The organism is Paenibacillus sp. FSL P2-0173 (genome assembly GCF_038008045.1).
Classification (GTDB): domain Bacteria; phylum Bacillota; class Bacilli; order Paenibacillales; family Paenibacillaceae; genus Paenibacillus; species Paenibacillus polymyxa_B.
The window spans coordinates 1,740,906-1,753,918 of sequence record NZ_JBBOYK010000001.1 but is presented as its reverse complement, the minus strand read 5'-3'; the positions used below and the strand labels follow the sequence as shown (position 1 = coordinate 1,753,918).

Below are 13,013 nucleotides of genomic sequence, written 5' to 3'. Positions count from 1 at the left end.
ATTATCTTTAGGAAAGTGGGAGGAACAAATTATGCAAACAACTTTTAGAATTACGGATGAAGACGGTATCCATGCACGTCCTGCAACTGCGCTGGTAAATACAGCTAACAAATTCAGCGGTGCTGAATCTTTTGCCGAAGCTAACGGTAAAAAAGTAACTTTGAAATCCATTCTGGGTGTATTGTCCCTGGGTCTGGAACAAGGCGATACTATTAACATTATCTGCGAAGGCGCTGAAGCTGCCGAAGCACTGAAAGCTCTTGAAAATGTAATCGTTAACGAAGGGCTGGGCGAAGTTCATGCTTAAAATTTCCGGGATTGCCGCTTCGGCAGGCATAGCCATTGCCCGGGCGTTTATCTTGGAGCATCCGAATTACGCTGTAGAGAGACGCGCGGTTGGTGATGTTGAAGCTGAAATCGCGAGATTGGATGCGGCTTTGGCACAATCTCAAACCGAATTGGAATCGATTAAGGAGAAAACGCTTCAGGAGCTGGGAGAGAAAAAAGCAGAAATTTTTGCATCTCACCTGCTCATCCTGAATGATCCTGAATTGATCGATCCGGTTAAAGCTAAAATCAGAGACGAGCAGCTTAATGCTGACTATGCTTTGAATGAAGTAGCTACACAGTTCATTTCCATGTTTGAAAACATGAAAAGTGCCTATTTGCAAGAACGCGCATCGGACATGCGTGACGTAACCAAGCGGATCCTGAATCACCTGCTTGGTGTTCATTTTGTTAGTCCTGCAGAAATTGCCGAAGAAACGATTGTGCTTGCAGAAGATTTGACACCTTCCGACACAGCTCAGCTGAACCGTGAATTTGTTAAAGGTTTTGCAACGAACATCGGCGGACGTACTTCGCATTCGGCTATTATGGCTCGCTCACTTGAAATTCCTGCAGTTGTGGGAACGAAAAATATATTGTCTCAAGCTAAAAGCGGTGATTTGATTATCGTTGATGGTTTGGATGGTCACGTATTCGTGAACCCTACCGAAGAGATTGTTGCGGAATACCGTGCTAAACAGGTGGCATACGACAAGCAACGCGAAGAGTGGCGTAAGCTGCGCGGCGAAGCTACGGTTTCTGTCGATGGTGTCCATGTCGAACTGGCAGCCAATATTGGTACGCCTAATGATGTAGCTGGTGTTCTGGACAACGGTGGTGAAGGCGTTGGCTTGTACCGTACGGAGTTCTTGTACATGGGACGCGATAAGCTTCCATCCGAAGAAGTACAGTATACGGCGTACAAAACCGTTCTGGAAAGAATGGAAGGTAAACCGGTTGTAGTCCGTACTTTGGATATCGGTGGCGACAAAGAACTTCCTTATCTGGACCTGCCAAAAGAAATGAATCCGTTCCTTGGATTCCGTGCTATTCGTCTGTGTCTGGATCGCCAGGATATTTTCCGCACTCAATTGCGTGCTTTGTTGCGTGCGAGTGTGCATGGTAACCTGCGCATCATGTTCCCAATGATTGCTACGCTGAACGAATTCCGTGAAGCTAAAGCTGTTTTGTTGGAAGAAAAGGAAAAGTTGGTAACCGAGGGTGTATCCGTATCTGAAGAAATTCAGCTGGGCATCATGGTAGAAATTCCTTCTACAGCGGTATTGGCTGACCAATTCGCAAAAGAAGTGGATTTCTTCAGTATCGGTACAAATGATCTGATTCAATACACAATGGCAGCGGATCGCATGAACGAGCGGGTTTCTTACCTGTATCAACCATACAATCCATCCATTCTGCGTCTGGTGAAAATGGTTATTGATGCCGCTCACCGTGAAGGGCGTTGGGTTGGTATGTGTGGCGAAATGGCAGGAGATACAACAGCAATTCCGTTGCTGCTGGGTCTGGGACTTGATGAGTTCAGTATGAGTGCAACTTCCATTCTGCCAGCACGTAGTCAAATCTCCAAGTTGTCCCGTGCGGACATGGAAAAACTGGCTACAAAAGCTCTGGACATGCAAACAGCAGAACAGGTTGTTGAATTGGTTCAAAGCATCGAAGGTTAAGGAAGGGTATTACATTTCAAAGGTTATATCTTTTTCCAACAAAAAAATTGCTGTGTACATACAGCAGCCGGTATCTAATAGATACCGGCTTTTTTGCATGCTTTAAGTAGAATTTGTTTTAACTGCATGAGCAATTCAGTACAGGTTTGCGAGCTGCGGTAGTTTCGTCCAATCGCGTGACTGGAGTAGTATATGGTGCATTGAGCACCAGCTCAGGGTTCTCTTCTGCTTCCCGCGCAATATGAATCATAGTGTCGACAAAAGCATCAAGTGTTTCCTTACTTTCCGTCTCCGTGGGCTCGATCATGATGCATTCCTCTACATTCAGAGGGAAATAAATTGTAGGCGGATGGTAGCCGAAATCAAGCAGCCGTTTGGCTACATCAAGCGTACGCACTCCAAATTTTTTCAAGCCTCGCCCCGACATTACAAATTCGTGTTTACAATGTCCAGGGTAGGGCAGGTCAAAATGTGGAGCGAGCCGATGCATCATGTAATTGGCATTGAGCACAGCGCATTCCGATACACGCTTTAAGCCATCAGGACCGTAGCTACGGATATAGGTATAGGCACGGACGAGAATACCGAAGTTGCCGTAAAAGGCTTTAACCCGTCCAATAGAATCTCCCTGTTCCCGGTCCCAGTGGTACACCCCCTGCGGATCCCGTACGACAAGCGGCTTGGGCAAATAAGGGATGAGCCGTTGCTTTACGCCGACAGGCCCAGCGCCGGGGCCACCGCCGCCGTGCGGGGTACTCATCGTTTTGTGCAAATTGAGATGCACTACATCGAAGCCCATATCTCCGGGACGGGTAATCCCCATGATGGCGTTGGAGTTTGCCCCGTCATAGTAAACCAGACCACCCGCTTCATGCACGATGGCAGCAATGTCAGTGATTTGCTTCTCGAACAGCCCAAGCGTGTTCGGATTGGTCAGCATGAGCGCCGCGGTGTCGTTGCCTACGGCTTGACGTAACGCATCCAGATCCACCAGCCCCTCAGGGGTGGAGGGAAGGGTGACTGTTTCGAAGCCCGCGACGGTTGCGCTGGCGGGGTTCGTTCCGTGCGAGGAATCCGGCACGAGCACCTTGGTACGTCGCTCACCACGTGCTTCGTGGTATGAGCGAATCATCATCAGCCCGGTCCATTCGCCATGGGCGCCCGCGGCGGGCTGAAGCGTGACGGCATCCATGCCAGTTAACGCAGCCAAATCATTTTGGAGCGTATACAGCAGCTCCATGGCACCCTGGATGCTCTCCTCGGGCTGATATGGATGGATTTTGGCGAAGCCTGTATATCGGGCGACATCCTCATTCACTTTCGGATTGTATTTCATCGTACAGGAGCCGAGCGGATAAAATCCGTTGTCCACGCCGAAATTGCGCCGGGACAAGGCAGTATAATGCCGAATAACGTCTACTTCGTATACCTCGGGTAATGCCGCAGGTTCGCTGCGCAGCGCATAATCTGGCAAAAGCTCTGCCACCGGGCGACGGGGAACGTCGCACTCGGGAAGGGAATAGGCGATGCGACCCGGACGGCTCAATTCAAAAATGAGCGCTTGATCGTGTTCCTTCAACAGCCCTTGTTTCTGATCCTGTCCGGTGTGTGTCATAGCAATCCCCCCAAGGTGTGTACAAATTGGTCAATCTCTTCTTTGGTCCTTTGCTCCGTCACGGCAATCAACATGTGACCAGCAAGTTCCTCATAGTCCCGGCCCAAATCGTAGCCAGCGATAAATCCAGCAGCTAGCAGCTCGGCCTGGAGTTTGCTCATATCCGTACCCTCAGGCAGTCTAAGGGCAAACTCATTAAAGGTTGGTGCGTTAAACGAGGCAGTTATGCCCTTCAAGCTCAGCAATTGCTCTAAAGCATAACGGCTTTTATGCAAATTTAGCTCGGCTACTTCCTTGATCCCCTGTCTACCCATGACAGACAAGTATACAGATGCAGATAAAGCTAGCAACGCTTGGTTGGAGCAAATGTTAGAGGTGGCCTTTTCGCGGCGGATATGCTGTTCCCGCGCTTGCAAGGTCAGCACGAAGCCGCGTTTACCGTTGCGGTCTGTGGTCTGACCCACAATACGGCCGGGGATACGGCGCATATGTGCCTGAGAAACGGCAAAGTATCCACAGGTCGGACCGCCGAGAGAAGAGGAGATGCCAAGTGGCTGCGCGTCTCCTACCACAATATCCGCGCCCTGTTTGCCGGGTGTTTCCAGCAAGCCAAGTGCTAGTGGATTGGCACTGACGACCAAAAGACCTTTGTGCGCATGGATGAGGTCAGCCATCGGCTTCAGGTTTTCCACGGCTCCGAAAAAGTTGGGGCTTTGGACCAAAACAGCCGCGGTCTGTTCCGATACGGCTGCCGCTAGCGCATCAGCATCCGTTACGCCGTCCGAACAGCCGATCTCCACGATGTCCAAATCCAATCCGCGTGCATAGGCTGCCAATACCTGACGTGCCTCCGGATGGACGGACCTTGATACGATAAGCTGTTTACGGCGGGTAGCTGCGGCGGACAGTGAGCCCGCTTCCGCCAGTGCAGTCGCTCCGTCGTACATGCTGGCATTAGCTACAGCCATGCCCGTCAATTCGCAAATATACGACTGAAACTCGAAAATGGCTTGTAGCTCGCCTTGGCTTACTTCCGGCTGATAGGGGGTGTAGGCTGTATAGAATTCCGAGCGTGAAGTGATGTGCTGGATGACGGACGGAATATGATGATCATAAATTCCTGCGCCAAGGAAGCTGGCATGTGTGTCTGTATTGGCGTTGTGTCCGGCCAGCTCGGCCAAGTGGCGGGTTAAGGCTTTCTCATCGAGTCGAGAAGAGAGAGGCAGTTCCCCTTGATATCGAATGGCCTCTGGAATGTCACTGAATAAATCATCAATAGATGATACACCCACCACACGCAGCATTTCGGTTTGATCCTGTTCAGTCATAGGGAGATAACGATGCTGCTTCATAGGTTCTGACTCCTTTCGAAAAGCAAGATTTTAGATCGTAAATTAGCTAATAAAAAAGTGTGTGAGATGAAAAACCCAGAAGTTCATATCTGACATATTTGCTTTATAGAAATAAAAAGAGTTTAAGATCAGCGCGGGCGTTTATAAAAGGGTGCTGCCACCACCTCGGCACGCAGGCGTTTGCCACGAATCTCAACCTCCAACGGTGTGGAGAGGGCGCTAAAACGACTGTCCACCAAGGCGAGGCCCAGATTACGCTTCAAGGTGGGCGACTGAGTCCCCGTTGTGACCTCACCAATGTGTTGTCCTTCTGCGAATACCGGGTAATGGGCGCGTGGGATACCGCGATCAATCATTTCCAGCCCGATCAATTTGCGAGGAATCCCTTGTTCTTTCTGACGTTGCAGTGCTTCTCTACCGATAAAATCTCCTTTATTCAGCTTGACGAAGAAACCTAGACCAGCTTCGAGTGGCGAAATCGTGGCAGATAACTCCTGACCATATAGCGGCAACCGTGCCTCAAAGCGTAGTGTATCCCGAGCACCAAGTCCAGCGGGAATCAGCCCATACGACTCACCGGAACGAAGCAAACCCTCCCATACGGCTGGTGCTTCCGCAGCAGGTATATAAAATTCAAAACCGTCTTCGCCCGTATATCCGGTTCGTGAGACAAGTGCTTTTGCTCCGAACAATGGCACATTCTCATGGAAGCGGAAAGATGCCAGATTCGTAATGTCCGTATCTGCCACGGCTGCGGCAATACGTGCTGCCTCCGGTCCTTGCAACGCTAGCAATGCTATCGCATCAGACACATTCTCCATGTGAACGGATGCAGGCATATGGCGAATTAGCCAATCCCAATCCTTATCGATGTTGGATGCGTTCACAACGAGCATGTAGCGTTCCGGTCCTTTGCAGTAAACAAGTAGGTCGTCTACTACCCCTCCATCGGGGTAACACAGGAGTGAATATTGTGCCTGACCTGGTTCCAACTGGCTGACATCATTCGTGGTCACCCTTTGCAGAAAAGCTTCGGCTTCTTTGCCTTCAACCAAAAATTCGCCCATATGCGATACATCGAATAAACCCGCACGTTGCCGGACGGCCTCATGCTCCTTTTGAATGCCGCTAAACTGAACCGGGAGCTCCCAGCCGCCAAAGTCAATACAACGAACCCCAGACTGCGTCCCGTAGGACGAATATAGCGGTGTTTTTCGCAAATTAGTCATTATTCCACTCCTATCCGGTGTGATCGGCTAAACAAAAAAGACAGGCCGAAAAAAACGTATAGACGGCAGTCTACACTCTTTTTTTCAGCTCTGTCCTTGATACCAGAAAGTTACCCCGGTATGTACCGGGTTTCCCCTTGGGTGATCCGCTCCAATAGCGAATGCTCTCCAGAGATGCGTCCGGCAGAGGTCCTTTTGCCTGAGAGATTCACCTGCAATGCAGGTTTACTCCTTCGGCGCTACCTTCGGGATCAACGGTATATTACCTGGCTTTGCAGATAACAACTTGATCCGATTCGCGTGCACTTATGTCTCACAAGCGGCAACAGCTATGCGAATCTTTTTGGCAGTCTCTCCCTCCGCGTTCATCCGCGTTTGCAGTTGTCGGGGTGTTTCCCAAAGCATTTGCTATAACCCATTAATACGCAAATTCATTCAAAATGTCAATAAAAATGTCATCAAAAACAATAGAAAAAACATTTAATATATAAATAAGGATATGTAAGCGTTTGTTATAAGCTATCATATTTTTATATAGTACGCTATATGAGGTGATATGAAGTATTTTTGTTAGTATTATTGACATGAGTGTTCTTGTTGTCATAATCTTAACCTGTCTAGTACAGTGAGCAAAAGCGATTTTATTCATATGGAAGTGAGGGGAACAGAATGGGTGAAGTAAAGCAGCAACTTTGGTATACAGACGAACATGAGTGGGTTCAGCGGACAGAGAATGGAACGGTACGAATTGGTATTACAGACTTTGCACAGCATCAACTGGGTGATATTGTTTTTGTAGAATTACCTGAGGCGGGAGCAACGATTGAGCAGGGAGCGGAGATCGGTACGATTGAATCGGTGAAGACAGTATCCGACCTTTTTGCTCCGGTGACGGGAACCATACTAAAAGTGAATGAAACGCTGGAAAGTACACCTGAGCTAGTGAATGAATCTCCCTATGAAAAAGGTTGGATGATCGAAGTAGAGATGGATAAAGATGTGGAGGAAGCCTTGGGCAAGCTACTGTCTGCGGATCAGTATGAGCAGTTGATTTCCGATGAGCAATAATGGAGCATTGTAGTATGGAGTAAGAGGGTTATTTGTCTGCTCGATTTTTGTATAAAATAGTCGCTATGATTTGACGTAGCGGCTATTTTTTTGTCTTTTTGCAAACGTAATTACGTGTTTTATTCTGATTTAGAGGGTTGTCCCCATATAAGAATCATACATAATCCAGCACGGTTTTTCGACTAATTTCTATAGCTACAGGTCATATTAAGAAGAATTATGCAGGTATAATACCTTCCCGGATAATTTAAATTTAAATGTTGTCATCAACGTTCATGACGAAAGTACGTTTTCATTTCGTTGATGAAGATAGCGCTGTCATTTAGTATGAATTTTAAGAAAAGGTAGTGATGCTTACCTACAAGGAGGATTTGAATATGAGTACATTGGACGCAAAGCCAAGTTCAAAAGGAGGCACTCGTGTCGCCGTACAGCGTTTTGGCCGTTTTCTTAGCGGTATGGTTATGCCCAATATGGGAGCATTTATTGCGTGGGGGCTGATTACGGCACTCTTTATTCCGACCGGATGGTTCCCGAATGAAGGTTTTGCACAATTGGTTGACCCGATGAAAAATTATTTGTTGCCGTTACTGATCGGTTATACAGGGGGCACGATGATTCACGGACAGCGTGGAGGTGTGATTGGTGCCATTATGACGATGGGTGTCATAGTGGGAGCCGATATCCCGATGTTCCTGGGCGCGATGGTAGCTGGTCCGCTGGCTGCGTGGATATTGAAGAAGTTCGACAAGGCCATTGAAGGCAAAGTCAGATCAGGCTTTGAAATGCTGGTCAATAACTTTTCGGCCGGAATTATCGGTGCCATTCTAGCGCTGCTTGCCCATGTGGCGATTGGCCCGATTGTACAAATGATCAGTCAAGTGTTGTCGGCAGGGGTACAGTTCCTCGTGAACGCAGGGCTATTGCCGCTTGTCAACCTCATTATTGAGCCCGGAAAAGTATTATTTTTAAACAACGCGCTGAATCACGGAGTATTGAGTCCGATTGCGTTAGAGGAAGCTGCAAGAACAGGAAAATCCGTACTGTTTATGCTGGAATCCAACCCTGGGCCGGGGCTCGGTATTTTGCTAGCCTACTGCCTGTTCGGCAAAGGCTCTGCGAAGTCATCGGCTCCTGGAGCGGTCATCATTCATTTTTTCGGCGGGATTCATGAAATTTATTTCCCTTATATTTTGATGAAGCCGATTTTGATTCTTGCTGCTATAGCTGGGGGCGTTGTGGGAACCTTCTGTTTTATGTTGACAGGTGCCGGACTGGTTGCTGCTCCTTCACCGGGCAGCATCATCGCCTATTTTCTAATGACGCCAAAAGGCGGATATTTGCCAATGCTGAGCGGGGTGATCGCTGCTGCGGTCGTATCCTTTGCTGTTGCCGCAGTGTTACTCAAGACTAGTAAGCAAAAAGAAGAGGGGCTGGAGGAAGCTGCATCCCGCCTGAAAGATATGAAAAATCAAAGCAAGAGTGCAAGTGCTAACGCCACTGTAATGGAAGATAATCACGAATCTGAACGTGCTGCTGAGATTGCCGCAGCTCGAACGCTCAAGGATAAATCCGAAGTGAACAAGATCGTCTTTTCCTGTGATGCAGGTATGGGCTCAAGCGCTATGGGCGCCTCGATTTTACGCAAAAAAATGAAGCAGGCGGGTGTAGGCGTAACAGTTACGAATACGGCAATCAGTGAAATTCCACAGGATGCGGATATTGTCATTACGCAAAAAACGTTGACAGACCGGGCTAAAACAGTAGCCCCGAATGCTGAGCACATTTCCATTGACAATTTTCTGAAGAGCCCTGAATACGAAGCGCTGGTTGAACGTCTGAAATCCGATTCTTAATCCCCGTCGTATGCAGTGTACGTCTCCTGCTGGAGGGATGAGCTTGGGAAGGAACGGTATGCGCTTATGAATATTACGAAACGACAACGTGACATCGTGGAATATCTTCTGGAGCAGTCCAAAGAGGTTACAGCCGGGGAAATTGCCACGAAGATCAATGTCAGCACAAGGACGGTTCATCGGGAACTGGGCGCAGTCGAGCATTGGCTGGCTGCTCATGAGGTGAAGCTGGAGAAAAAGTCAGGGATTGGTATCTGTATAGATGCTGACCCAGCTCAGCTTGTATGCCTGCGAAGGCAATTGCTGCATACGAAGTCAGACGAATATTCGGCTGAGGAGAGAAAGATCGTGGTTCTCTGCATGCTGCTGGATACACGGGAGCCGATCAAGCTGCTGGCGCTGGCTTCGGACTTGAAAGTCACGGTAACTACGGTCAGTCATGATCTGGACGAATTGCAAGGCTGGATTGGGGAACGTGGACTCATGCTTGTGCGCAGACGGGGGTACGGGGTCGAGATTACAGGGCGGGAGACAGACAAAAGACGGGCGATTTCCGAGCTGGCTCTCGAATATTTGGATGAATCCGATCTGTTTTCAGCCCGGGAAGAACTTCGTTCTGTAACCCGTGTCGCCGACAAGTTGCTGGAGATGATTGGCAGAGATAACCTGCTGATTGTGGAAAAGGCCCTCTGGCAGCCCCATGAAAAATGGTTGGAAAACATGGTGGAAAGCAAATACATGGAGCTGCTGATTCAAATTTGCGTTTCGCTGGTACGTCTGCGACTCGGGTATGTTATAGATCCTCTTCTCTCGTATTTAAAAACAGATTCAGATGAAAATATCATGCTTCGCACAGCTATGGTGGAACGCATATGCACGGAGTTGTCAGAGGCGCTGGATATTGAATTTCCAGAGCCGGAACGATCTTATCTCAGGCTGCTATTTCGTGATGCCGAGGATCACTCTACCCGACTACTGCCGTTGGATGATCTCGTACTGTTGGAGTCGGTTCATGAGTTGATTCGTCGTGTGGAGGAAGAGACAGGCACGCCATTGGAAGAGGACCGTGTTCTGCGTGAAGGACTGATTGCCCATATGGCCCCGGTGTTCAAACGTTTGAAGGAAGGCAGGTCGATTCGTAACCCCCTCCTTCAGCAAATCCGCAAGGATTACAGCAGCTTATTCGACTCAGTGAAAAAGGCTGCGGCGGACATGACAGAAATGAAAGTACCAGATGAAGAGATCGGATTTCTCGTCATGCATTTTGGCGCTTCGCTGGAGCGGCTACGACAATTGCGGCGGGAGGTGCGGGCCATCGTAGTCTGCACGAGCGGTATTGGATCATCCAGACTTTTGGCAACAAGGCTCGCCAAAGAGCTCCCACAGATCAAAATTGTGGATAGGGCTTCATGGTACGAGGCGGCGCGGATTCCCAAGGAGGATTATGATCTGATCATTTCGACAGTAGAGCTACCGCTTGAACCGGATCGGTATCTTAAGATCAGCCCGTTGCTGACGCAGGAGGAGAGTGATCGCCTGCGTCAATTCATCCAGCATATTACACTCAATCATCCCAATGACCATCAGCAGGAACAGGCTGTTCAGCCTGGTCAGGATATAGAGTGGCTTACCGGTCTGCGGAAAAGTCTTGAGGAAATTGTACACATTGTACAGCAATTTCAAGTGTATCCGCTGGAAAATCAGGGGATGGATATGGCGGCGACCGTAGAGGCTATATGCATGTTGGAGGCGGGGCGGGGGAATGTGACAGAGCCTTCTGCGGTTGCTGCACAGCTCATGGAAAGAGAGCGCCAAGGTAGTCAGGTGATCTCTGATACCTCCATTGCTTTAGTTCATACGCGCAGCCACTATATTCGCAAGCCTTCGCTTACCTTGTATAAGCTGGCAGAGCCGCTGTTGGCGGATACAGGCGAACAGGTAGAATGCGTGCTGCTCATGTTGGGACCTCGTGAGCTGCCGAGAGAAAGCTTGGAGGTATTGAGCGAGATTAGTGCATTACTCTTGCAGGAAGACATGGTTACGCTACTGGAACACGGTAGCAGGGATCATATTGTCAATTATATATCGAGTGAGCTAGCTGAATTTTTCCACAGTAAATTAGGGACAGGGAGGAACCTACCGTGAGTATTATGACGATAGACAAAGTAAAAATGAACGCAACCGCCAAAGACAAATATGAGGCGATTCGTATGGCTGGACAAATCCTGCTGGATGCAGGACATATTTCAAGTGAGTACATTGACAAGATGCTGGAACGCGAGGAGATCGTGTCCACCTATATCGGGAACGGGTTGGCTATTCCACATGGCACCAAGGAATCCAAGATGCTTATTCAATCCACAGGCATCTCCATCGTTCAGTTTCCACAAGGCATAGATTTTGGGGAAGAAAAAGCATACATGGTAATCGGCATTGCAGCACAAGGCGGCGATCATATGGAGATTTTGACGAGTATCGCTGTGGTGTGTGCGGAGGAAGAAAATATGGATAAACTTCGCAACGCGGTGACCCCACAGGAAATTATAGATCTGTTCGAAAGTGAGATGGAGCTATGAGAGCCGTCCACTTTGGAGCAGGAAATATTGGTCGCGGCTTTATCGGATTGATTCTGTCGCGTGCAGGCTATGAGGTTGTCTTTTCAGATGTCAACGACACCCTTGTATCCGAGTTACGTCGTCGTAAACAATACACCGTAGAGCTAGCCAATGATACAAAGGATACGGAGCTGGTCACGAATGTAACGGCGATTGACGGCAGAGATGCATCCGCTGTAGCGGATGCGGTAGACCATGCTGATCTGGTAACGACCGCGGTAGGGGTTAGCATCCTCAGGCATATTGCAGCAGGTATTGCCGAGGGAATAGCGCGGCGGGTGGAGCGAGGGGCAGGCCCGCTGCATGTGATTGCTTGCGAAAATGCAATCGGAGGCAGCGCCCAACTGAAAGAGCATGTTTTTGCGCTACTGGATGAGGCGACTCGTGCCAAGGCAGAGGCTTCGGTATATTTCCCCAATGCTGCTGTAGACCGGATTGTGCCGATCCAACACCACGAGGACCCGTTACATGTGCAGGTAGAGCCTTTTTACGAGTGGGTGGTGGATCGTTCACAAATGGCACCTGAGCATGAAGAAATCGAAGGCATCCTGTACGTGCAGGATCTAGAGCCTTACATTGAACGAAAGCTGTTCACGGTGAATACGGGGCATTGCGTGGCAGCCTATCTTGGTTATACCGCAGGTTATGCTACCATCCAGGAGGCCATGAAGGATAGCAAGGTGGTGGATTCGATACAAGGGTCACTGGAGGAGACAGGAGCAGTGCTTGTGAAGCGCTTCGGTTTGGATCAAGGGGAGCATAAGAAGTACATCTCTAAAATTTTGGATCGCTTCCGCAACCCTAATCTGACAGACGATGTTACTCGGGTCGGACGTTCACCGTTGCGCAAGCTGTCTCCCAATGACCGTCTTGTACGTCCCGCGCTGCAAGCGCAGGAGTATGGCATCCCGACGGATCATCTGGCGTTAGGAATGGCTGCTGCCTGTAAATTTGATATTACGGAGGACCCCGAGGCAGTCGAGCTTCAGCAGGTGATCCGCATTGAAGGACTGGGTGTGGCGCTGACGCGTTATACTTCCATAACCGCAGATCACCCGTTACATCGGCAGATATTGGAGCAATATGATATTATAAATTCATAAAACAACGAATTATCAACATCTATTCTCGGAAATCCTCTTGAAGACAAAGCATCGACATCAACACTAACGTGTTCTGTAGAGATGTGCTTCAAGAGGATTTTTATATGCGTGATTTACATCACATAACAACCTGCTTAAATTGTTTATATTGATAATGATTATC

The 13,013-nt window shown here is 48.8% G+C and carries 10 protein-coding genes and 1 riboswitch; of the genes, 7 read left to right on the top strand and 3 right to left on the bottom strand.

Annotated elements, in window-relative coordinates; all coding sequences use genetic code 11:
* Positions 1–31 precede the first annotated feature (31 nt).
* A complete protein-coding gene (locus MKX30_RS07685) occupies positions 32–307 on the top strand; it encodes an HPr family phosphocarrier protein (protein WP_013372579.1) in 276 nt (91 codons plus the stop codon).
* The gene (gene ptsP / locus MKX30_RS07680; protein ID WP_023989880.1) at positions 300–2,012 is read left to right on the top strand and encodes a phosphoenolpyruvate--protein phosphotransferase; all 1,713 of its coding nucleotides are present in this window, start codon (positions 300–302) and stop codon (positions 2,010–2,012) included. Before MKX30_RS07685 ends, ptsP begins: the two co-directional genes overlap by 8 nt.
* Before the next feature lie 118 nt (positions 2,013–2,130).
* Here ptsP and gcvPB read toward each other — a convergent pair whose 3' ends face one another.
* The 3 genes from gcvPB to gcvT all read right to left on the bottom strand — a co-directional run bounded on the left by gcvPB (position 2,131) and on the right by gcvT (position 6,208).
* Positions 2,131–3,627, bottom strand: a complete 1,497-nt coding sequence (gene gcvPB, locus MKX30_RS07675) for an aminomethyl-transferring glycine dehydrogenase subunit GcvPB (RefSeq protein ID WP_341062703.1) — start codon at positions 3,625–3,627, stop codon at positions 2,131–2,133.
* Positions 3,624–4,979, bottom strand: coding sequence for an aminomethyl-transferring glycine dehydrogenase subunit GcvPA (gene gcvPA / locus MKX30_RS07670; RefSeq protein WP_023989878.1), 1,356 nt, complete (start codon positions 4,977–4,979; stop codon positions 3,624–3,626). Before gcvPA ends, gcvPB begins: the two co-directional genes overlap by 4 nt.
* 128 nt (positions 4,980–5,107) lie before the next feature.
* Complete coding sequence (gene gcvT / locus MKX30_RS07665) at positions 5,108–6,208, bottom strand: glycine cleavage system aminomethyltransferase GcvT (RefSeq protein WP_069079966.1); 1,101 nt, start codon at positions 6,206–6,208, stop codon at positions 5,108–5,110.
* Between the two features lie 177 nt (positions 6,209–6,385).
* Positions 6,386–6,484: riboswitch (glycine riboswitch) on the bottom strand.
* A 393-nt stretch (positions 6,485–6,877) separates the two neighbouring features.
* Here gcvT and gcvH point away from each other — a divergent pair.
* The 5 genes from gcvH to MKX30_RS07640 all read left to right on the top strand — a co-directional run bounded on the left by gcvH (position 6,878) and on the right by MKX30_RS07640 (position 12,850).
* The gene (gene gcvH, locus MKX30_RS07660) at positions 6,878–7,276 is read left to right on the top strand and encodes a glycine cleavage system protein GcvH (RefSeq protein WP_023989876.1); all 399 of its coding nucleotides are present in this window, start codon (positions 6,878–6,880) and stop codon (positions 7,274–7,276) included.
* 377 nt (positions 7,277–7,653) lie between these two features.
* Positions 7,654–9,132, top strand: coding sequence for a PTS mannitol transporter subunit IICB (locus tag MKX30_RS07655; RefSeq protein WP_023989875.1), 1,479 nt, complete (start codon positions 7,654–7,656; stop codon positions 9,130–9,132).
* Positions 9,133–9,198: 66 nt separating this feature from the next.
* A complete protein-coding gene (locus tag MKX30_RS07650; RefSeq protein ID WP_023989874.1) occupies positions 9,199–11,277 on the top strand; it encodes a BglG family transcription antiterminator in 2,079 nt (692 codons plus the stop codon).
* A complete protein-coding gene (locus tag MKX30_RS07645; RefSeq protein ID WP_028542458.1) occupies positions 11,274–11,708 on the top strand; it encodes a PTS sugar transporter subunit IIA in 435 nt (144 codons plus the stop codon). Before MKX30_RS07650 ends, MKX30_RS07645 begins: the two co-directional genes overlap by 4 nt.
* Entirely contained in the window at positions 11,705–12,850 is a 1,146-nt protein-coding gene (locus tag MKX30_RS07640; protein ID WP_028542459.1) for a mannitol-1-phosphate 5-dehydrogenase, read from the top strand. Before MKX30_RS07645 ends, MKX30_RS07640 begins: the two co-directional genes overlap by 4 nt.
* The last annotated feature ends 163 nt before the right edge of the window (positions 12,851–13,013 follow it).

Bases quoted from the DNA above. Each gene is read 5' to 3' on its own strand.
- gcvH (WP_023989876.1), top strand. From the start codon at position 6,878: ATGGGTGAAGTAAAGCAGCAACTTTGGTATACAGACGAACATGAGTGG.
- gcvPA (WP_023989878.1), bottom strand. From the start codon at position 4,979: ATGAAGCAGCATCGTTATCTCCCTATGACTGAACAGGATCAAACCGAA.
- gcvPB (WP_341062703.1), bottom strand. From the start codon at position 3,627: ATGACACACACCGGACAGGATCAGAAACAAGGGCTGTTGAAGGAACAC.
- gcvT (WP_069079966.1), bottom strand. From the start codon at position 6,208: ATGACTAATTTGCGAAAAACACCGCTATATTCGTCCTACGGGACGCAG.
- ptsP (WP_023989880.1), top strand. From the start codon at position 300: ATGCTTAAAATTTCCGGGATTGCCGCTTCGGCAGGCATAGCCATTGCC.
- MKX30_RS07655 (WP_023989875.1), top strand. From the start codon at position 7,654: ATGAGTACATTGGACGCAAAGCCAAGTTCAAAAGGAGGCACTCGTGTC.
- MKX30_RS07650 (WP_023989874.1), top strand. From the start codon at position 9,199: ATGAATATTACGAAACGACAACGTGACATCGTGGAATATCTTCTGGAG.
- MKX30_RS07685 (WP_013372579.1), top strand. From the start codon at position 32: ATGCAAACAACTTTTAGAATTACGGATGAAGACGGTATCCATGCACGT.
- MKX30_RS07640 (WP_028542459.1), top strand. From the start codon at position 11,705: ATGAGAGCCGTCCACTTTGGAGCAGGAAATATTGGTCGCGGCTTTATC.